This window comes from Pseudomonas sp. Marseille-Q5115, from assembly GCF_916618905.1.
Taxonomy (GTDB): domain Bacteria; phylum Pseudomonadota; class Gammaproteobacteria; order Pseudomonadales; family Pseudomonadaceae; genus Aquipseudomonas; species Aquipseudomonas japonica_A.
On sequence record NZ_CAKAKI010000001.1, the window covers coordinates 2,137,514 to 2,156,293 of the forward strand.

The window sequence follows — 18,780 nt, forward strand, 5'->3', positions numbered from 1 at the left end:
TCCAGATGGAGTGCAGTGATGGATCTCGAACGTCGCAACAACGTACAGGTAAGCGGCGATGGGCCGGTAACGCTTGTGTTCTCACACGGCTTCGGCTGCGATCAGAGCATGTGGCGGCAACTGGCGCCCGGGTTCAGCGAGCAGTTCCGGGTAATTACCTATGACCTGGTGGGCGCGGGTGGGTCGGACCTTTCGGCCTACGACCGCCTCAAATACGGGCATTTGAAAGGCTATGCCCAGGACCTTTTGACCATCGGCGGAAAGATCTTTCACCAGACGCACTGGTTGCCGCTGATGCGAATCCAAGGCTCGGTGCGCGGGGTAAAGCTCGACGTACTCAACGGGCGGAGGCAGCGGGTGGTGATGATGATCATCGGTGTGCGGAGCGAGCGCGACGGGGCTTCCTATCATCACCTGGCGTTTTTCGAGAGGGCCGACCGCGACAGCTACGAGCGGGAAATTCTTGCCGCACGCAAGGCGGCCGAACTGGCGTCGCAGGCCAAGACCGACGTTGAAGCCGCGCTGCGCCAGGCTCGGGATGAGCTGCAGGAAACCTATGAATTGGCTCGGGACCGGCTGATAGTGGCCAGCGCACTGAGCGAGCCGCGGATCGCCTTTGCGCAAGCGGTCATCGAGCATCGGCAAAGCGGCGAGGGCATGGCACTGTTCGACGGGGACCGGGTCCGCCAACTGGTGGCCAACCTGGCTGCCAACAGCGTGGCATACGGTGACCTTGATCACCCCGTGCGGGTGACCACTGAAATCACCGCGCACCAGCTACGCGTGTCCGTACACAACGCGGGCCAGCCATTCCAGCCGAAGCCAGGGCCACGCTGTTTGACGCCATGAGCCGAGGATCGGACCGTGGCGACGCGCGCAGTGTTGGCCTGGGGCTGTTCATTGTGAGGGAGATTGCACGCGCCCATGGTGGCGAAGTGGAGGTAGCGTCCGAGGAGGGCAGCGGCACGTTGTTTACCGCTACCCTGCCGGTGAGGCGGGATTAACCTGGCTGTTCCCGCAGCCCCTACACCCCATGCGTCCGGTCATACCCATTGACCGCCGGCGGTACCCAGCCTTCGGGTAGCGACGCGGCCGCATACACTTCGACCTTCATCGGGTAGCACGCCACGCTATCGGAGGAGTGTTCGGAGGAGCAGTCCCCCCCAGGGCACGCCGACATGCAGGCCAACAAGTCGATCTCGGCGAAGAACTCAAGGTAGTCACCCGGGCGTACCGGGCTGGCTTTCATGAAGTACTGCCCGGTATCCCGCGTGAAGCCAGTACACATGAACACATTCAGCACATCGTGCACATGGGCTTCGGCCTCCCGCAGGGGTAGGCCCGTGGTATCCGCCAGCGCGCGAGTGAGGTTGGAGTGGCAGCAGTAATGATACTGGCCACCATGGCTGAGCAAATTATGCGTGTACGGGTCGCAGCGAGTGCCGATCACATCATGGACCGCACCGCCGTATTCATCGAAACCATACCAGTCCAGGCTGTCGTGGGTGAGGGTCGCCATGGGTCGCAGGTAAGGGAAACTGGAAAACAGCTGGTCGCCGACGCCCACGTGGGTACCGTTGAGCGCGCGGGTTTTACCGGTATACAGCCGCTCGCTGAGGTCATGGGCGTTGAACAGGTTGAGGTCGCCCACCTGCGGGCCGTCTGTGCAAACAATGCGGCAGAAATGCCCGGCGGGCACCGACCAGGTAGCGGCGCTGCGCGGTGCCACGGTGACTGTTTCGACCAACCTGAGAGTGTTCCTCAGCGCCTGATAGCTGGCCAAGTGCGGCCGGGGCAGGCTCTCGACCGGGTAGCAGATCACCGGCTTGATCGCCCGGCGCGCCGCTGCGTCCAGGGGCACGACGGTAGTGGAATGTCCTTTCATGGCAAGGTCTCGCGTGATCAGGCGAAGGGCGGGGCGTTCGGCTTACTGTACCGGGCCCTGCGGGCGCTTGCGAGCGCTTGATGTGAGGGCTGGCAAACAGGCACGTATTGACAATTGATGGTTATAACATAACATTACGGTGCCACTTCACTGGAGCTGTTCATGCGCCCGATTGCCTTTGCTTCACCCGCCACTGACGCCCGCCTGCCCGTAACGGTGCTGTCGGGCTTTCTCGGGGCAGGTAAAACCACGTTGCTCAATCATATCCTTGCCAACCGCGACGGGCGGCGGGTGGCGGTGATCGTCAATGACATGTCTGAAGTCAATATTGATGCCGCCTTGCTGCGAGGCGGCGCGGCGGCGCTTTCTCGAACCGAGGAAAGCCTGGTGGAGCTGAGCAACGGCTGTATCTGCTGCACCTTGCGGGAAGACTTGCTGATAGAAGTCGCCAGGCTCGCGGGGCAGGGCCGCTTCGATCATCTGGTGATTGAATCCACAGGTGTTTCCGAACCTCTGCCGGTTGCAGAAACCTTCACTTTCGCTGGCGAAGACGGCCGTTCCCTCTCCGATGTCGCTCGCCTGGACACGCTGGTGACGGTGGTGGACGCGTTCAACTTCTTGCATGACTACGGCTCGGAAGACGACCTGGCGGCGCGGGGCCAGGCGCTGGGTGAAGAGGACACGCGTGCGGTGGTCGATCTGCTGATCGAGCAGGTGGAATTCTGCGATGTGATAGTGGTGAACAAGCTCGACCTGGTCACCGACCTCGAGCGCGAGCATCTGGAGGCGATCCTGCAACGGCTGAACCCCCGGGCGCGTATCGAAACCGCGCGGTTCGGCAAGGTTGCATTGAACCGCGTACTCGGCACGGGCCTGTTTGATTTCGAACAGGCAGCCCAGGCGCCAGGTTGGCTCAAGACATTGCGCGGCGAGCACCTGCCGGAAACCGACACCTATGGTGTAGGCAGCTTCGTTTACCGTGCGCGGCGTCCGTTTCATCCTGTGCGGCTGCATGCTGCAATCAACCAGGAGTGGCCCGGCGTGGTGCGCTCAAAGGGGTTTTTCTGGTTGGCCAGCCGACCGCAACACGCCTTCGAATGGTCGCAGGCCGGTGCGATCTGCCGGCATGGGCCCGCCGGGCTGTGGTGGGCCGCCGTGCCCAGGGAGCAGTGGCCCACGGCAGCCGAAGACCGTGCAGCCATCGAGGCGCTATGGGACAGCGCCGTGGGTGATGCTCGGCAGGAATTGGTGCTGATCGGGATAGGCATGGACGAGCGTGCGCTTATCCAGCTACTGGACAGCTGCCTGCTGACCGACGCTGAAATGGGAGACGGCCCCGAAGGTTGGCTCGGGTTGGACGACCCATTCGAGTAAGCCAGGCGTGTTCAAAACCGCGCCAACCGATAGGGCGTTGGGTCCGGCAATGCATGAGGGGCTTCGCCGGGGCCAGCCAGCGCTCCGATCATTTCTGCAGTGATAGCCGCTTGCGTCAGGCCCAGGTGTTGGTGACCGAATGCCAGCAGCACCTTCCCATTGGCTACCCGGTCGATTACCGGGAGTGAGTCGGGAAGGGAAGGGCGAAAGCCCATCCAGGGCGTGGCGCCTTCGGTATTCAGGCTTTCGCGGAACAGGCCCTGGCTCAACCGTTGCAGTTGCCAGGCGCGGCCCATGTTGGGTGGGCGATGCAGCCCGGCGAATTCCACCGTGCCCGCCAGGCGCAAGCCCTCGGCCATGGGCGTCATGATGAACTTGCGCTCCAGCGAGGTGACGGCGAACGGCAACCGATCCCGCTCGGCAGGCAGCATCAGATGGTAGCCACGCTCGGTCTCCAACGGTACCCGCTTGCCCGTCAACGCTTGAGTGAGCGCGGCCGAGTGAGCACCACAGGCAATCAGCACGCGCCGCGCGGACAACGCGCCTTCGCCGGTGTGCAGCACTACACCTTGACCGCTGACGCTGCCGCCCGTGACCTGTTGCTGACGGAAGCGAACCCCTGCGGCCTGGGCGGCGCGGACCATCGCTTGCACCACGGCGAAAGGGTCAACCACATGGGCGGTTGCCGGGAAGAACAGCCCACCCGCGATATGCTCGCTCAGTTGCGGCGCGGCGGCCTGTATGGCCTTGGCGCTCCACTCGTCCACGGGTACGTTCTGTGCGCGCATGCGCGCTGACAGGCCATCCATACCGGCGCGGGCTTGCGGCTGTTCATACACCAGCAGCGACCCCTCGTGCCGAAGCAATGCCGGTTGGTCGATACTCCCCAGCAGGCGCTTCCATGCGGCCAGGCTGCTTTCATTCAGTGCGCGTAACCCGGCGACCGTGCGGTTGAACGGCCCCGGGCGCAGGTTGAGCAACAGCCGCACCAGCCAAGGCGTAGCCTGCGGCAGGTAGCGCCAATCCAGCCGCAGGGGGCCCATCGGGTCCAGCAACATCCCGGGCAGGCGCTTGAGAATCGAGGCGTCGGCAATGGGGAACACCTGCTCGGTTGCCAGGTGCCCCGCATTGCCATAGGAGGCGCCGCGGCCCGGCGCCTGCATGTCCACTACTTCCACCTTCAGCCCTTGGCGGGCGAGTTTCAGGGCGCACGCAGCACCGACCACCCCGGCTCCTACAACAATGATGTCCACCTGGTGTGGCACAGGTACAGTATTGGCTAATCCCATGGGCGCGGTACCGCTCACGCAAGGTTGTGCTGGGCTGCCCAGCTGGCGTACCAGCGGGCGAACAGGCGGTACTGGCTCTCGGCATAGTGGCGCTGGGCGTCACTCAAAGCATCGGTTTCGTTGAAGTGCAGGCTGTATTCCAGGTCGCCGTTGAGCACCATCAAATGCTTGTAATAGAGCACCAGGTCAGTGCCTTCATCGAAGGAGGACAGCACGGCAAGCGCGGCCTCCAGTTCGGTGGCCAATTGCCGAGCCCTGGCGTCGCCTTCAGCGGCCTGTTTGCTCAGCGAAACCAGCTGCAGCACCTGGCGTGGCAATGCATTGCCGATCCCCGTAATGGCGCCAGTCGCGTTGCAGTTGACGAAACCATGCACCACCTGGGTATCGACGCCCACCATCAGGGTTACGCTTTCATCCCGGGAGGTAATGTGCTCGGCGGCATAGCGCAGGTCTGCCGCGCCGCCGAATTCCTTGAAGCCGATAAGGTTGGGGTGCGCCTGGCGCAGCTCGAAAAAGAGGTCTGCACGAGTGGCGAAGCCGTAATAGGGGCTGTTATAGATCACCGCCGGCAAGTCGGGCGCCGCTTGCAGTACCGCCGCGAAATGGGCCTTCTGGGCAGCGGCGGAAGACCCGCGCGACAATACCCGCGGGATCACCATCAAACCCTGAGCGCCCACTTTCGCCGCATGGGCGGCATGGGAGACCGCTTCGCGAGAGTTCACCGCGCCGGTGCCCACGATGGTCGGCACACCGGCGGCGGTTAGCCGGGCAACACCTTCCTGGCGCTGAGCCTCGGTGAGCAAAGGCCAGTCGCCCATTGAACCGCAGTACACCACCGCGCTCATGCCGATATCGACGAGCTCCCGGCCCTTGGCGACCAGTGCGTCGAAATCCGGTGTGCGTGACGGCGTGCAAGGGGTCATGAGGGCAGGGATGCAGCCACTAAAGGTCGACGTGTTCATGCGGGTTCTCCGGAAGGTGAGGTGGGGTAAAGGGATCAGCCGCTCAGATGCCCCAGGCGAAAGGGTCCTGCTCGTCGATCAATAGCGTGCTGTCGGCGGTAAGGTAAGCCTGGCCGGTAATGAAAGGCCGGATGCGTTCGCCGTCCCATTCGTACCGTGCCTCGAAGCGGCTGCCGGTAATGCTGGCCTGTACCCAGTTTTCCCCGGCAGCCAGCTTGCCGTCCGCCGCCAGGCAGGCCAATTTGGCGCTGGTGCCCGTGCCGCAGGGGGACCGATCGTAGGCCTTGCCGGGGCACATCACGAAGTTGCGGCTATCGGCCTGAGCGTCATCGGCGAACAGCTCCACATGGTCGATAAGGGCACCGCCTTCTCCATGGATGCCTTGGGCTTCGAGCGCCTGGAGCAGTGCCCAGGTATAAGCCGTGAGTGCTTCGACATTGTTCAGTTCAAGGCGCTGACCATGATCGGCCACCAGGAAGAACCAGTTGCCACCCCAGGCAATATCCCCATAAACCTTGCCATGGCCGGGGAGCGTCACCGCGATATGCTGCCGATAGCGCCAGGCTGGAACGTTGCGCACCGTAACAGCGCCGCCTTCGTGCAGCGTAGCGTCGACCAGGCCGACTGGCGTGTCGATCCGGTGTACGCCTGGCCCGATGCGGCCAAGGTGATACAACGACGCGACCAGGCCAATGGTGCCGTGACCGCACATGTTCAAATAGCCGGCGTTGTTGAAAAAGATAACGCCGCACGTAGCGCCCGGCGTTACCGGCTCGCAATACAGCGCGCCAACCAGTACGTCGTTGCCACGGGGCTCCAACAGGCAGGCACGCCGCCAGCGATCATGGTGCTCACGAAGGGCGTCGCGTTTTTCCGCCATACTGCCACCCGGCAGTTCAGGGAAACCGCTCATCACCAGCCGCGTAGGCTCGCCGCCGGTGTGGGAGTCGATGACATGAAGACGGTGCATGGGCACTCCAGCAGGGTTGGCAGGTGCCTAAGGGTGCGCGTGCTGGCGAGCGGATGGCTTGATGCGTTTGCGCCACTGGAATGACGATTTCAGCACAATTGCACAGGCGCATGGGGCGTGGCCATGGACAATCCGCGTTGAGCGGCCGCAAGCTGTCACTTCGGATACCACCCTAGTCAGGCCGTACATGACCCCCGGTTCGCTCGCCGCGCTGTTTCAACCCGGTACTTCAAAAGGCCCTGATAGGCTGGACGAGCTGCTGGAGGCCGTGGCGCCCCTGGTGCCTTTGCTCGACGTGGTGCCCAATGCTGCCATCTTTCTGAAAGATATCGACGCGCGCTATGTGCTCGCCAACCGCGCTCTGGTGGAACGCTGCGGATACAAACACGCCGGGCAGTTGCTAGGCAAAACCAGTGCCGAAGTATTTCCCGCGCAACTGGGGCCCGGTTATACGGAGCAGGACAGGAAAGTACTGCAGCAAGGGCTGATACTGCAGGACCAGCTGGAGCTGCATTTATATGGTTCGCAGGAACCGGGCTGGTGCCTGACTCATAAATGGCCCTTGTATAATCGCAACGGCGACATCTTTGGCCTGGCTGGTATTTCTCTGGATTTGCAGTCCGCCAGCGAAACCCACCCGGCGTATGAGCGGTTGGCCGCCGTTGAGGCTTATATACGCGAGCACTTCAACCGGCCGGTAACCCTCGCCGCCCTAACCAAAATCGCGGGTATTTCCATCGCCCAATTGGAACGTTACTGTAAGCGCGTGTTCCACCTGACGCCCCGCCAGATGATCCAGAAAGTGCGCCTGGAGCATGCTCACCGCCTGCTAGGCACAGACCTGCCCATCATCGAAGTGGCGTTGCGCTGCGGCTACACCGACCACAGCGCTTTCACGCGGCAATTCAAACTGCTTACTGGTTTCACGCCCCGGCAGTACCGGCAGACGAAAGGTCAGTGAACCTTCGGCAGAGCTCCGTTCGTCCGGTGACTACACAGAATGCATACTTAAAAAGTGAATTTCGGCAAAAGCGATCGGGTCAAGAACTATGAATGCTGGACATTTGTAGAGGTTACTACCATGACCATCGAAGCCGATACTCTTGAACAACTCACCCGCACCCTGCAACAACACGGGATGAAGCTGGTATCTGATATCCATTTCACCCGGGCACCTTACCGGCATAACCACCGCTGGGTTTGCATCGTCGAATAACGCCATCGCAATAGTTTGCGCAGCGGGTTACACCTTGACTTTCAAGTCTTTGACCGAGTGTGCACGTTGTTCGTCCAGCGAGTTGTAATAAGTATTCTGGGTAGTGCTGAGGCTGTTGTGACGAAGGTCTGCCTGCAGATCTTTCATGTCACGATGCTTGGCGTCAAAGGTTGCCGAAGTATGTCGCAGCCAATGCAACGAAGCCGAGCGCAGTTGATCGATTTCGTCGTCGCTCCAGCCCTCGGCTTTCATACGCAGCAGCGAACGATCGAATACCTGCTGTAACAGCAGCCGAATATGCCGATCTGACAACCCTGCGCGCCCCTTGAGCGTGCTGATCAGCGGCAGCTTTTCGTGAGGTGAGGGCAGGGGAGAAAGCTGTCGGTATTGCCGGTATCGAACCAGATACGTTTGAACATAGTCATCCCGCACGCTGATTTTCGCCGCCTTGTTACCCTTGCCCACCACATGCAGCCACCAGTGCCCGCGGCTGTCCCGCCGAAAGTCTCCCATGGTGGGCGCCCAGTTATCCCGGCCAACAAGGTCCGAGATACGCAAGTACATGGCATAAAGCGTGGCGACGATGAACAAGGTGCGTTCATGGGCAGGGTCTTCCTGCGCCATGGTTTCCGCCGTTTCGATAACAAAGTTCCACTGGAGCTGAGTAAGCGAGCGCGATGCGACATCCACGGTATTGCGCTGCTTGTAGACAGACTTCTGTTTCACCGCACGGAACGGATTGACTTCAGTCAGGCCTTCGTCAATCGCATGCTGGAAGAAGCTGCCACATACGGCGAATACCTGAGCGACCGAACCTTGGCTCATCTTGTAAACCGCCGGGGGAAGGCCGGCCATGCTTTCCGCTGCGATCTTGCGCTCACGTTTGGCGATGGTGACGCTGAACGGGCGCCAGGCCGGGTTGGCTGTATAGGTATCGGAAGCGAGCGCCTTGCGGCCACCCTGGCGGATAAACCGGGATTTCACCACCGGGCCGACCCAGGCCGCGGGTGGGTTGAGGCAGAACTCCATGAACGCCTCGGCATCGCGCCTGCGTAGTTCCAGCAGAGGCTTGCCGGCGACGAGGAGGGCCCATAACAGCAAACGTTCCACATGAGTACGATAGGACGTGAACGTTGCTTCGTTGCCTGCGTAGGATTTAAGGAAACTCCGAACCGCCTGATAACTTTCAACAGCGCAAGTTTGTTCATCGCACTGGTTGAGGAACGCAAGTACCGCCGCACGTTCGCCTGCCATGTTCATGAAATGCAAATCGAGAAAGCGATCGTAGGTATCGAACAGGGGTAACGGGCGGGCTGCCATATGGCGATGTCTCAAAGGCGATAAAACGTAGAACAGGGTGCCTTGAAAACGAGAAAATTGCAATATCCGGGTCTGGTAGTTATCGGATATTACATTTGTGATGGGGCTCTTTCGAGAGCCCTAGTTGGCTTGTAAATCGCTCTCTTGTCAAGAGTAAGGGGCAGCAACTCCTTTAAACGAATTCAACTGTGTTTTGGCGTATTAGTGGAGCGGTATGGCCGGCCTGTACTTCCAGAGCGCACCCTGGCGATTGCCGTTGGATTTGTATGCCTCGGACCAGCCCTAAGGTAGCTGTGCCTGGTGGGTGCTTGAATAAGCTTTTCAGGATCACGCGGCTTGGTCGGTATCTGAACGTGTGGGACGCAGCGCGCTATACATGTCGCCATAGCTACAGCTGCGTTGTGATGTGCAGTATGCGCATGCAACGCCTGGCACGTTCGAAGCCTGCTGCGGATTGAACAGCTTGACGAATGCGGCACGCTGCCTGGAGTTGTCGTGCCGCAGCGATGAACGTTGTAGCGACCATTCCATGACAAGTGAGCAGCGACAGCACCTGGCAGCATGATCTGCCGTAGCCAGGGGAGCTCGATACAGGCCGCCATGTAGCGAGAGGTTGGCACAGTGGCGGGCTGTTTCAGCGAGAGGGTCGGCGAGCAAGTCACTGAGACGTGACTGGGCTCGTTTCCAACGCCTCACCGACGGTGCGATATTGTAATATCCTGTTACCGATAATGCGCATTATGTTAAATAGTATGTCAGGGTCGTTTCCTCTCTCGTCAGGATTTCGAATAAATGGTTTTGCCTAACAGCCTTCAGGTACGCCAGCGGCTGGCGACTGGGCTATCCACGCCTGACGAGCGGACTGCCGATGCCTTGAAAGCCCGCGACCTTCGCGAATCTCTATGGAGTGTGGCGCATGCAGCCATAAGGCACTCCCCAGCAGACCTTACCCCCAATGTGCTTGAGGCACGTCGGCCAATAAGCAAGTTGAAATGGGATGGCGAGGCGCGGGAATTTCGAATCGGCTGCCGCCCTAGGGACACGAGTCCAGCCAGCTTGCTGTGGCCTATGGCTAACGCTGTGGTGCATCTGGTCACGAGCGATAAGTTTGAATTCGTACGCCAGTGCGAGGCACACGATTGCGTTTTGCTGTTTCATGACCTGAGTAAGTCCCATCGGCGACGCTGGTGCGATATGGCCACCTGCGGGAACCGTATGAAGGTGGCAGCGTTTCGATCCAGGAGAAATCCCCGATAAAGCGGATTGCAATAGCCTGGACAGCCGCCAGAGCGCCCTCCTCCTTTAAGTGGAGGGATTTCAACCGAGTTGCTATACCCTGAGGCTTTCAGGTCGACAAACCACTGGGAATGTTGCACCGTTTATTCGCAGAGGGATTACCAGATGCTACTGCCAGAGTTCGAAAAGCTTTTTCATGCTGCGATCCAGATTACCAGCGTCCCGGAGGTCATGGCGGCCCTGGCGTCGGTCACTGCGGGCAAGTCAGGCGACTACGACGGCGTACCAGAGGTTGCCGTCAAACAAGACAGTATCGCCATCCGCGCTGGCGGTGGCGTGTATGCAATATTTGATGAGCGCAAGGCCACTGAACTGCTTATCAAAACCGTGGTTGCCCTTGATACCAGCGGTAAGGATGAGAGATTCCAAGCCTTTCGTGAGGCTGCTACACAGCTAGGGCATGCAAAACGATACCTGCTGACATACGAGTACCAGAAGGCCAACCTGGCCAAGCTCGCCGAGAATCCGGAACTGCGACAACGCGCTGTAGCTAACCTGGATAGAATCGCGATAGTGAACGGTGAATCACCCCAGAGCGAAGAGTGGCGTGCGCTGCTTCGAGGCGAATTTCAGGAGATGTTCGACCTTGTGATGAGCCATGGGGAACACGGTAGCGACCTTCGTCGCTATTCCCCCGTTACAGGTTTTATCACGGAGGAAGAACGCGGTGAGATTCATGCCAGGACCATGGGCCGGGCGCTGCCGCCATCAGCTGGTTGAGCCATGTGGCGGCGCACACGAGGTAGCCCCCCTACCCTGCATTACTCACCGACCGCTAGTAGCACAGGAACGTCGCAATATGCCTTTACACCGTTCGAGCCTTTTTTTGCTGGCTTGTGTGCTTCCGTCAGTTTGCTTGGCCGATACCTTTGAAATTGACCCTCACAGCGAGAGCCTTTATCAGAAGGCAGTGCCGCATCTACAAGAGGCGGACAAAAGCCTCGGGGCTGTGGATCTCAAATCGCCAGCCCCGGGGATACAAGCAACAAATCGTTCGTTGGGTGCGAAGGCCAGCTTGGAGCTACACATCGCCGTTCCCTTGCTCGAACAGGCTGCAGCGCTAGAACATCCGATTGCCCAATACCGCCTCGCTTTGATCTATCTGGGGTATTTACCTCAAGGTAACCAGGAGAAGGCCTGTACATTGCTGGAAAAAAGCCTGAGCCACGGCTTTGCTCCTCCGGCTGTGGTGATTGAGTCAGCATGTTATGCCTATGCCGACACGCTTGAATATCAGGCTGCGTTAGAAGCCATGCAGGTACCTGCGCCATCCTATGAAAGCTACTTTCCGCAGCCTGCCATGAATCTGGCTTGCCGTCGTGAGGAGGCTTCAGGTGCTGGGTTCCAATGGGCTACCAGCCGTGACTATCAAGCAGAAATCTTCTGGCTGCTTGGGGCGCATAATCGCGCGCAGCGCTCGGAATATGCGCAAAAGGCTGTCGATATCAATGGCTGCTACAAAGCCCAGCGGTGGATCGGGAAGCCTAAGCCATCAGCGGGGTAAAACTCTTGAGAACGCTATCGTTTCGACCCACTGAACTACCTGTTCAGCTGACCTCGTGAGCTAAACCAGAGTGAGATGGCCATCCTCATCCCTGGTGCTTACGCCCCCTCCAAAGACCTGAATGCTGGCTTGACACGAGGTCTTGCTTCGCCTTCCGGCAATTTTCAATTGCTTAAAAGCCACACTCCTGAACTCGCATCTTGGTGCTACCGTCTGACTGTGCCGAGTGTTTGCGGTGCGGTCAAAGCTTCCCTGCCCTCCACGCTGTAGTCCGGCCTACCCTACTCACCTAGAGACAAACAGATGAGCATTGTATTCAACGTTCTGGACTATGGCGCAAAGGGCGACGGTGTCACCGACGACACGCACGCCATCCAACTTGCAATCAACGCGGCCTACAAGGCTGGGGGTGGCCAAGTCCTTCTGCCTGAAGGCACCTATATCGTCAGCGGGCCTAATGCGGATGGAGGATGCCTAACCCTTAAGAGCAACGTAGCACTCGCCGGCGATGGCGCAGGCGCTACCACGCTGAAGCTCGCCGACGGCTCGGATGCCATCGACGGTATCGTTCGTACCTCTGCGAGTCACAATACCCTCGATGCTGGCGTGAGCGATCTCACCATTGACGGCAATCAAGCCGCGACTACCGGCGTTGTGAATGGCTTGGTGACGGGTAGTGCCACGAATCCTGACGCCCATACGCAGGACTTCCTGGTTTCTGGTGTCGAACTGGCCGACTGCAGTGGCTCCGGCTTGGTGGCAAACACCCTTACAGACGGGCTGACGGTCAACGACAGTGTTGCTCACGACAACGGTGAAGACGGCTTCGCGACCCGCTTCGCCACCCGGGCAGGCCGCAGCGATTCTGTACGGTTCTCGGACAACGAGGCGTACGCAAATGGGGATGACGGCTTCGACCTTCACATGGCCAGCTCTGGAACCACCTATGCAGGTGTACAACTGAACAGCAATTCCCACGACAACGGCGACGCCGGCATTGTGCTGACTGGCTATGCGCAGCCTGCAAAGAATTTCCAGTACGGCGAGGACACGTTAGGCGGTGGCACGGTGTACGGCAACGGCGGCGTGGGGGTCAAGCTGGAAAATATGCAACGCGCCACGATCACCCGGGTGGATATCCACGATAATGGCGATGAAGGGTTATTCCTGGCGGGCACCCAGAACATCCATATCGACCACAATGCTATCCATCAAAACCTGGTCAATGGGCCAGGAAGCGAAATCCTGATTGAGGGACTGCCCGCTGGCGAAGACGGGACGCCAGCAGTAGCGGCCGACATTGATTTTGACCTCACAGACAACGCCATCACGGCCGGTGTGAATTCCACCTACGGCATCACCGCTCCGGTGCTGCATGGGAGCGTGCTTCATTACGTTTCGGGCAATACTTTGTTGGGTTTTCAAGGCCAAGGCGCGCGGCCCAATGATGACCCGACCTATTGGGTGGAGCTCAGGCTATACGGCACCGATGCCAATGATCGCCTCAACAGTGCTTTCTCAGATTACCTCAACGGCGGGGCTGGTCGAGATACCCTCACTGCACTGAATTACCGCTCGCTGTTAATCGGCGGTGCCGATGTGGACAAGCTAATCGCAGGCACAGGCTTCGAAACATTTGCCTTCGAGAAGGTCAGCGACAGTTACATGGATGCCGCCAGCGCAGCACACCGCGACGTGATCACCGGCTTCGATGTGGACAGGGATGTTCTTGACTTGAGCGCGATCAAGTTTCGAGGGGTAGGTGATGGTCACGACGGCACACTCTCGCTTCGCTATTATTCGACCAGTGATACCACCGTGCTGGAGAGCCTGGACGCCGATGCCGATGGCAACCGCTTCGCCGTAGCGCTGACAGGTGATTACCGAGACAAGCTGACCGCACGCAATTTCGTTGACTTCTATGAGGGTACCAATGGAGACGACGACATCTACCAAGCCGACGACACCAGCGAAAATGAATTCAAGGGGCACGTTTATTTCGGTAATGAGGGTAATGACAGTATCTGGGCAGTAGCCGGCGATTTTGTGGTGTACGGCGGTGCTGGCGCCGACGTTCTAGGTGCCTTTTGGCAGCCAGGCATTTTCATGTATACCGCAATCACCGATAGCTATATCAATGATGCGAAGGGCGAACGCGTGCTCGACACACTTAGCTATAACGAGGGCGTAATTGATGTATCGGCTTTGGGCTTTACTGGCATAGGCGATGGCCATAACGGCACCCTGATCGGTGATTATGACGAAGTCCTTGACTCTAACGTCTACCAGTCCCTCGATGCCGACGCGAACGGCAACCGTTTTGCGATAGTTGGTGCATATGACCAGGACTTCCTTTTCGCCCCCTCCCCCTACCCAGGCGTTGAAGTGGGGTTGATTGGTAGCAGTACGCTAATTCCCTACACAATTGATACGCTGGATGATGTCATGGATGGCGGCCAGGGCAATGACATCCTCATTGGGCTCGCGGGCAAAGACAAACTCACGGGCGGCTCAGGCGCAGACACCTTCCGCTATCTCAGCGTGAACGACAGCTTCCGCAGCGGCGCCGATCTGATCACTGATTTCTCGTTCGCACGCGATACCCTCGACGTATCCGCATTAGGCTTCACAGGCCTTGGAGACGGCAGCGGCACAACCGTACGGGTCGCATACAGTGCTGCCACTGACCGCACCTACATAAAGAACCAGGAGCCTGATGCTGACGGACACAGCTTCGAAGTGGGCTTGGCGGGCAACCTCGCTGATCAGATAACAGCAGGGAATTTCGTATTCGCGGTCGCCGATGGGGTTGAGCTAACCACATTAGGCGTAGCCTCAACAGACCCCGGCGTGCACGCCTAGCTCCTTTTGAACCCACAAGGATGAAGAGCGCCGACGGCCGTCCCCGCGGCGGCGCTCACATCCCAGATTATTGTTGGAACCATGGCCGTCGCCATTGGCCCCATCGTTATGAATGTGTGGCGCATGGCAAGCCTACCGGTCGACGTTTTGCGCCACCACTCATGAACCCTATCAACCTTGGTTATCCAGACCACGGCCAATGACTGACGGTGAGGTAAACATGACCGAGCGCTTTCAAATGAACGTAGCCGGCGAGAACGATTTGCCACCTGTTACACCCCCGCCGCTGAGCCCAGGGCGCACGAACCTGAACCCGAGCGACGAGCCGGGTATCGACGAGCTTCCGGACAACGAGGGTGAGGCGCCGGCTGACGTATCGCCTACGCCTTATGAAGAGGGGGTACCCGATATGGACCCGGACAATGCTGAAATGGATGACCAACCGAATCCGCGCTGACCACAAGCATACGTGGCAGCAGGGCTTGCCCGCGACCTGGCGTTGGCCGCCAAACCGGTCGCGGCCAAGGCTTAGCGACCTTCACCGGCTCCCACCTTTATGGCGTTTGCACCGCTCGGAGCAATACCGCACCTCGTCCCAGCAGCGCGCCCATTTCTTGCGCCATGAGAAAGGGCGGTTGCAGGCAGCGCAGTCCTTGGTAGGTAATTCGCTTTTTTTCATAAGCATGAGTGGCCCAAGCAGGCAACGCTCACTCCACAACCCCCTCATCTTTCAACCGCTGAATCGCGCTATTGCTCATCCCCAGTTCGGCAAGCACGGCCTGAGTGTGCTGCCCGAGGGTGGGCCCTTGCCAGTTCACATTGCCGGGAGTATCCGAGAGCTTGGGAACGATCCCGGGCATTTTGATCGCAGCGCCATCTGGCAGTTGAGCATCCAGAATCATGCCGCGTGCCTGGTAGTGAGGGTCGGCGATGATATCGGCAACGGAATAGATGCGGCCCGCCGGTACCTTTGCTTTTTCCAGTGCCTCAAGCACGCGCTCGATTGGCAGTTTGGAGCTCCATTCACTGATGGCCCAGTCAAGTAGGTCACTTTCGGCAGCCCGGCCGTCGTTGTGGGCGAACGCCGGGTTCTGGGCCAAATCTACCCGACCAATCGCGGCCATCAGGCGTTTGAAGATGGGGTCGCTATTGCCAGCGATCACCACATAGCCGCCGTCAGCAGTTGGATAGGTATTGGAAGGGGCGATACCTGGCAAGGCGCCGCCGCTGCGTTCGCGGACATGGCCAAGCATCGCGTATTCGGGTACGAGGCTTTCCATCACATTGAACACGCTCTCAGCCAGGGAGACGTCGACGACTTGGCCATCACCCTGCCCCGTCTTTACTCGAAGCAGCGACATCAGCGCCCCCATCACCGCATGCATTGAAGCCAGTGAGTCGCCAAGGCTGACGCCCACCCGAGCCGGCGGTGAGTCCGGGCTCCCGGTGGTGTAACGGATGCCTCCCATGGCCTCGCCAATCGCACCAAAGCCTGGGCGATCGCGGTAAGGGCCGGACTGGCCGTAACCCGAAATACGCACCAAGGTCAGCTTTGGGTTGAGTGCGTGCAGCACGCCCCAACCAAGGCCCAATTTCTCTAACGCTCCGGGGCGCAAGTTTTCTATGAGCACGTCGGCGCTTTCGGCCAATTGCTTGACGATGTCGATCCCTTCAGCGGACTTGAGGTTCAGCGCCAGGGACTTTTTATTCCGGGATTGGAGATACCACCAGAGGGATGTGCCGTTGTGCAGTTTTCGCCACTTCCGAAGCGGGTCGCCCTGCCCCGGAGCCTCAATCTTGATCACCTCGGCGCCAAACTCCGCCATCAACCGCGCGGCGAAGGGCGCGGCGATGAGCGTTCCGATCTCGATGACGCGGATTCCGCTAAGAGCAGTCATGGGGCGGCCTCGATGTTCCTGGAATTTGCACCAAGACTAGAAGCTAACGGGAGAGAATTCTTAACCTCGGATGGAAAAGCCTCTGGCAGCTTGCCTAGGTACCGAAATCCGGCCATTCCCCAATGGCCAGGAAGGCGACCTGCGGCACCAATACAATTGCCAGCATCGTATCTACATCCACGAGGCCCAGGCCGCCCAAACCGGCGCCAACGCACACAGCCGTTGCGGTCCCTACGCCGGTCCATAGCTTGGACAGTCTCCTCATGTGCCACCCTCCGCCGACTGATACTGTATGTATAAACAGTATACGTCCAGAGCAGGCAGGTCAATACCACGCGCGCCTCCATACCGCCTCGCTACCGCATAAAAACGGTCCAGCTGAAGATGTAACCACGGTTGCATCGTGCTCTGAACGCTACTACTGTATGAAACCGTCGTTTCAAATGGGCTGAACCATGGTTACTTTAGATTGGCTGTTGATGACCTATAAGGTACCCGCCGAACCCACCACCCGGCGCATCGCTTTATGGAGAAAGCTGAAAGGGATGGGCGCTGTGTATCTACAGAACGGGGTGTGCCTGCTCCCAAAAACTGACGACCATGTGCGACGCCTGAAGATGCTTGAGCAGAACGTGCTCGAAATGGGCGGTGACTGCGTGATCCTTGAAACAACCGCGCTGGACCAGGCCCAGCAGAGCAAAGTGGTTGAACGCTTCAAGGCCGATCGAAATGAGCAATACGCGGAGCTGATCGGCCGCTGTGCGGATTTCGAGAAAGAGATCGCCAAGGAAATCGCCAAGCAGAAATTCACTTACGCCGAACTGGAGGAAGAAGACACCGACCTGAAAAAGCTCATGGGTTGGTTCGAGAAAATTCAGAAGCTGGATTTTTATGGCGCACCCTTGGCAGAGGCGGCTCAAGCCCAGCTTAGCGTCTGTGAAAGTGTGCTGGAAGACTATGCCCGCCAGGTGTACGAGGCTAACGATGAGAACCGTTGAGCCGAGTGGTCAAATGCACGAAAACAAGCTACCAGGCAGCGTCTGGGCATTGGGCTTCGTCTCGATGCTGATGGACATCTCATCCGAAATGATCCATGCGCTATTGCCTATCTACATGGTCACGGTTCTGGGCACATCGGTCGTAGCGGTGGGCCTTATCGAAGGCGTGGCCGAAGCCACGGCTTCGATTACCAAGGTGTTTTCCGGCGCGTTGAGCGATTGGCTTGGCAAGCGCAAGTTGCTGGCCGTGATTGGCTATGGCCTGGGTGCGTTGACCAAACCCATCTTTCCCCTAGCCCCGGGCATCGACTGGCTTATAGGCGCGCGTTTCGTGGACCGCGTGGGTAAAGGCATACGTGGTGCGCCACGTGACGCTTTGGTCGCGGACGTTACTCCACCGCACCTGCGCGGGGCGGCCTTTGGCCTGCGCCAAACCCTCGATAGCACAGGGGCGTTCCTTGGTCCCTTGCTGGCTATTGCGGTGATGTGGCTGACCGCAAGCCACTTCCAGACGGTGTTCTGGGTTGCGGTGATCCCGGCCTTCCTGGCGATCTATGTATTGATCAGGTATGTGCGCGAGCCGGAAGGCAGTGGGGCTGGAAAGCCGGTTCGCCTGCCATTGAATATCGCAGCGCTGAAGGCGCTGGGGCCGGGTTATTGGTGGATAGTAGGGCTGGCTGTTGTGTTCACGCTGGCCCGCTTCAGCGAAGCGTTCCTTATTTTGCGCGGGCAGAGTGTTGGCCTGGCGGCCTACTGGGCACCGGCGGTACTGGTCATCATGGCCCTGGCCTATTCGCTATCGGCTTACCCGGCAGGCGTCGCATCAGATCGCCTCGGTCGTCAGGGTGTCCTTGCAATTGGTTTATTACTGCTTATCGCCGCGGACGGGGTGCTGGCATTTGTTCCGGGGCTGGGCGGCCTCGCTCTGGGCGTCGCACTATGGGGGCTGCACATGGGTTTCACCCAAGGGATATTCAGCGCAATGGTTGCCGACAGTGCGCCCGCTGAGTTGCGAGGAACCGCCTTCGGGATGCTGCATTTGCTGTCCGGCATTGCCTTGTTTGCCGCAAGCGTGCTGGCCGGAGCGCTCTGGGATCGCTGGGGCTACGAGGCAACATTCCTGGCCGGAGCGGGTTTTGCTACTGCTACCCTTCTGGGGGCTACGCTCTACCGTTCCCTCAAGCGTACCGACTGATGGAAATAACC

20 protein-coding genes are annotated in these 18,780 nt (G+C 59.3%); 12 read left to right on the forward strand and 8 right to left on the reverse strand.

What is annotated here, in order from left to right; all coding sequences use genetic code 11:
* Window positions 1-18: 18 nt before the first annotated feature.
* Both LG385_RS09925 and LG385_RS09930 read left to right on the forward strand, forming a co-directional pair.
* Window positions 19-849, forward strand: coding sequence for a hypothetical protein (locus LG385_RS09925; protein ID WP_225774128.1), 831 nt, complete (start codon window positions 19-21; stop codon window positions 847-849).
* Window positions 846-1,004: a sensor histidine kinase gene (locus LG385_RS09930; RefSeq protein WP_263974684.1), complete on the forward strand. Its 159-nt coding sequence runs from the start codon at window positions 846-848 to the stop codon at window positions 1,002-1,004. The genes LG385_RS09925 and LG385_RS09930 overlap by 4 nt, the downstream gene beginning before the upstream one ends.
* Before the next feature lie 20 nt (window positions 1,005-1,024).
* Here LG385_RS09930 and LG385_RS09935 read toward each other — a convergent pair whose 3' ends face one another.
* Entirely contained in the window at window positions 1,025-1,885 is an 861-nt protein-coding gene (locus LG385_RS09935) for an urea carboxylase-associated family protein (RefSeq protein WP_225774129.1), read from the reverse strand.
* Between the two features lie 162 nt (window positions 1,886-2,047).
* Here LG385_RS09935 and zigA point away from each other — a divergent pair, with 162 nt between their 5' ends.
* Entirely contained in the window at window positions 2,048-3,259 is a 1,212-nt protein-coding gene (gene zigA / locus LG385_RS09940) for a zinc metallochaperone GTPase ZigA (RefSeq protein ID WP_225774130.1), read from the forward strand.
* Between the two features lie 11 nt (window positions 3,260-3,270).
* On the opposite strand, the gene LG385_RS09945 is transcribed toward zigA, so the two are convergent.
* Genes LG385_RS09945 through LG385_RS09955 form a run of 3 tightly spaced genes read right to left on the reverse strand, consistent with a single transcriptional unit; the run spans window position 3,271 to window position 6,480 of the window.
* Window positions 3,271-4,548, reverse strand: a complete 1,278-nt coding sequence (locus LG385_RS09945; protein WP_225774131.1) for an NAD(P)/FAD-dependent oxidoreductase — start codon at window positions 4,546-4,548, stop codon at window positions 3,271-3,273.
* 14 nt (window positions 4,549-4,562) lie between these two features.
* Window positions 4,563-5,510 (reverse strand): dihydrodipicolinate synthase family protein, encoded by a 948-nt coding sequence (locus tag LG385_RS09950; RefSeq protein ID WP_225774132.1) that lies wholly within the window; start codon window positions 5,508-5,510, stop codon window positions 4,563-4,565.
* Between the two features lie 43 nt (window positions 5,511-5,553).
* A complete protein-coding gene (locus tag LG385_RS09955; RefSeq protein WP_225774133.1) occupies window positions 5,554-6,480 on the reverse strand; it encodes a 4-hydroxyproline epimerase in 927 nt (308 codons plus the stop codon).
* Window positions 6,481-6,667: 187 nt separating this feature from the next.
* Between LG385_RS09955 and LG385_RS09960 the strand changes: the two genes are divergently transcribed.
* Together LG385_RS09960 and LG385_RS25440 are read left to right on the forward strand one after the other, a co-directional pair.
* Entirely contained in the window at window positions 6,668-7,441 is a 774-nt protein-coding gene (locus LG385_RS09960) for an AraC family transcriptional regulator (protein WP_225774134.1), read from the forward strand.
* Window positions 7,442-7,561: 120 nt separating this feature from the next.
* Window positions 7,562-7,696 (forward strand): hypothetical protein, encoded by a 135-nt coding sequence (locus tag LG385_RS25440; RefSeq protein WP_263974685.1) that lies wholly within the window; start codon window positions 7,562-7,564, stop codon window positions 7,694-7,696.
* A 27-nt stretch (window positions 7,697-7,723) separates the two neighbouring features.
* On the opposite strand, the gene LG385_RS09965 is transcribed toward LG385_RS25440, so the two are convergent.
* Complete coding sequence (locus LG385_RS09965) at window positions 7,724-9,016, reverse strand: tyrosine-type recombinase/integrase (protein ID WP_225774135.1); 1,293 nt, start codon at window positions 9,014-9,016, stop codon at window positions 7,724-7,726.
* 792 nt (window positions 9,017-9,808) lie between these two features.
* Here LG385_RS09965 and LG385_RS25720 point away from each other — a divergent pair.
* From LG385_RS25720 to LG385_RS09990, 5 genes are all read left to right on the forward strand, one after another.
* The gene (locus LG385_RS25720) at window positions 9,809-10,273 is read left to right on the forward strand and encodes a CGNR zinc finger domain-containing protein (protein ID WP_413247316.1); all 465 of its coding nucleotides are present in this window, start codon (window positions 9,809-9,811) and stop codon (window positions 10,271-10,273) included.
* Between the two features lie 144 nt (window positions 10,274-10,417).
* The gene (locus tag LG385_RS09975) at window positions 10,418-11,032 is read left to right on the forward strand and encodes a hypothetical protein (RefSeq protein ID WP_225774136.1); all 615 of its coding nucleotides are present in this window, start codon (window positions 10,418-10,420) and stop codon (window positions 11,030-11,032) included.
* A gap of 79 nt (window positions 11,033-11,111) precedes the next feature.
* Window positions 11,112-11,816 (forward strand): hypothetical protein, encoded by a 705-nt coding sequence (locus LG385_RS09980; RefSeq protein ID WP_225774137.1) that lies wholly within the window; start codon window positions 11,112-11,114, stop codon window positions 11,814-11,816.
* 303 nt (window positions 11,817-12,119) lie between these two features.
* Window positions 12,120-14,678, forward strand: a complete 2,559-nt coding sequence (locus LG385_RS09985) for a glycosyl hydrolase family 28-related protein (RefSeq protein WP_225774138.1) — start codon at window positions 12,120-12,122, stop codon at window positions 14,676-14,678.
* A 220-nt stretch (window positions 14,679-14,898) separates the two neighbouring features.
* A complete protein-coding gene (locus LG385_RS09990; protein WP_225774139.1) occupies window positions 14,899-15,135 on the forward strand; it encodes a hypothetical protein in 237 nt (78 codons plus the stop codon).
* Window positions 15,136-15,216: 81 nt separating this feature from the next.
* On the opposite strand, the gene LG385_RS09995 is transcribed toward LG385_RS09990, so the two are convergent.
* The 3 genes from LG385_RS09995 to LG385_RS10005 form a co-directional block, all read right to left on the reverse strand.
* Window positions 15,217-15,357, reverse strand: a complete 141-nt coding sequence (locus tag LG385_RS09995; protein ID WP_225776215.1) for a DUF2256 domain-containing protein — start codon at window positions 15,355-15,357, stop codon at window positions 15,217-15,219.
* Window positions 15,358-15,385: 28 nt separating this feature from the next.
* Complete coding sequence (locus tag LG385_RS10000; RefSeq protein WP_225774140.1) at window positions 15,386-16,576, reverse strand: CaiB/BaiF CoA transferase family protein; 1,191 nt, start codon at window positions 16,574-16,576, stop codon at window positions 15,386-15,388.
* A gap of 94 nt (window positions 16,577-16,670) precedes the next feature.
* Window positions 16,671-16,841 carry a hypothetical protein gene (locus tag LG385_RS10005; protein ID WP_225774141.1) on the reverse strand — a complete coding sequence of 57 codons (171 nt, stop codon included), beginning with the start codon at window positions 16,839-16,841 and terminating at the stop codon, window positions 16,671-16,673.
* Between the two features lie 190 nt (window positions 16,842-17,031).
* Between LG385_RS10005 and LG385_RS10010 the strand changes: the two genes are divergently transcribed.
* Both LG385_RS10010 and LG385_RS10015 read left to right on the forward strand, forming a co-directional pair.
* Window positions 17,032-17,574 carry a Chromate resistance protein ChrB gene (locus LG385_RS10010; RefSeq protein WP_225774142.1) on the forward strand — a complete coding sequence of 181 codons (543 nt, stop codon included), beginning with the start codon at window positions 17,032-17,034 and terminating at the stop codon, window positions 17,572-17,574.
* Window positions 17,561-18,769, forward strand: coding sequence for an MFS transporter (locus tag LG385_RS10015; protein WP_225774143.1), 1,209 nt, complete (start codon window positions 17,561-17,563; stop codon window positions 18,767-18,769). The genes LG385_RS10010 and LG385_RS10015 overlap by 14 nt, the downstream gene beginning before the upstream one ends.
* Window positions 18,770-18,780: the final 11 nt, after the last annotated feature.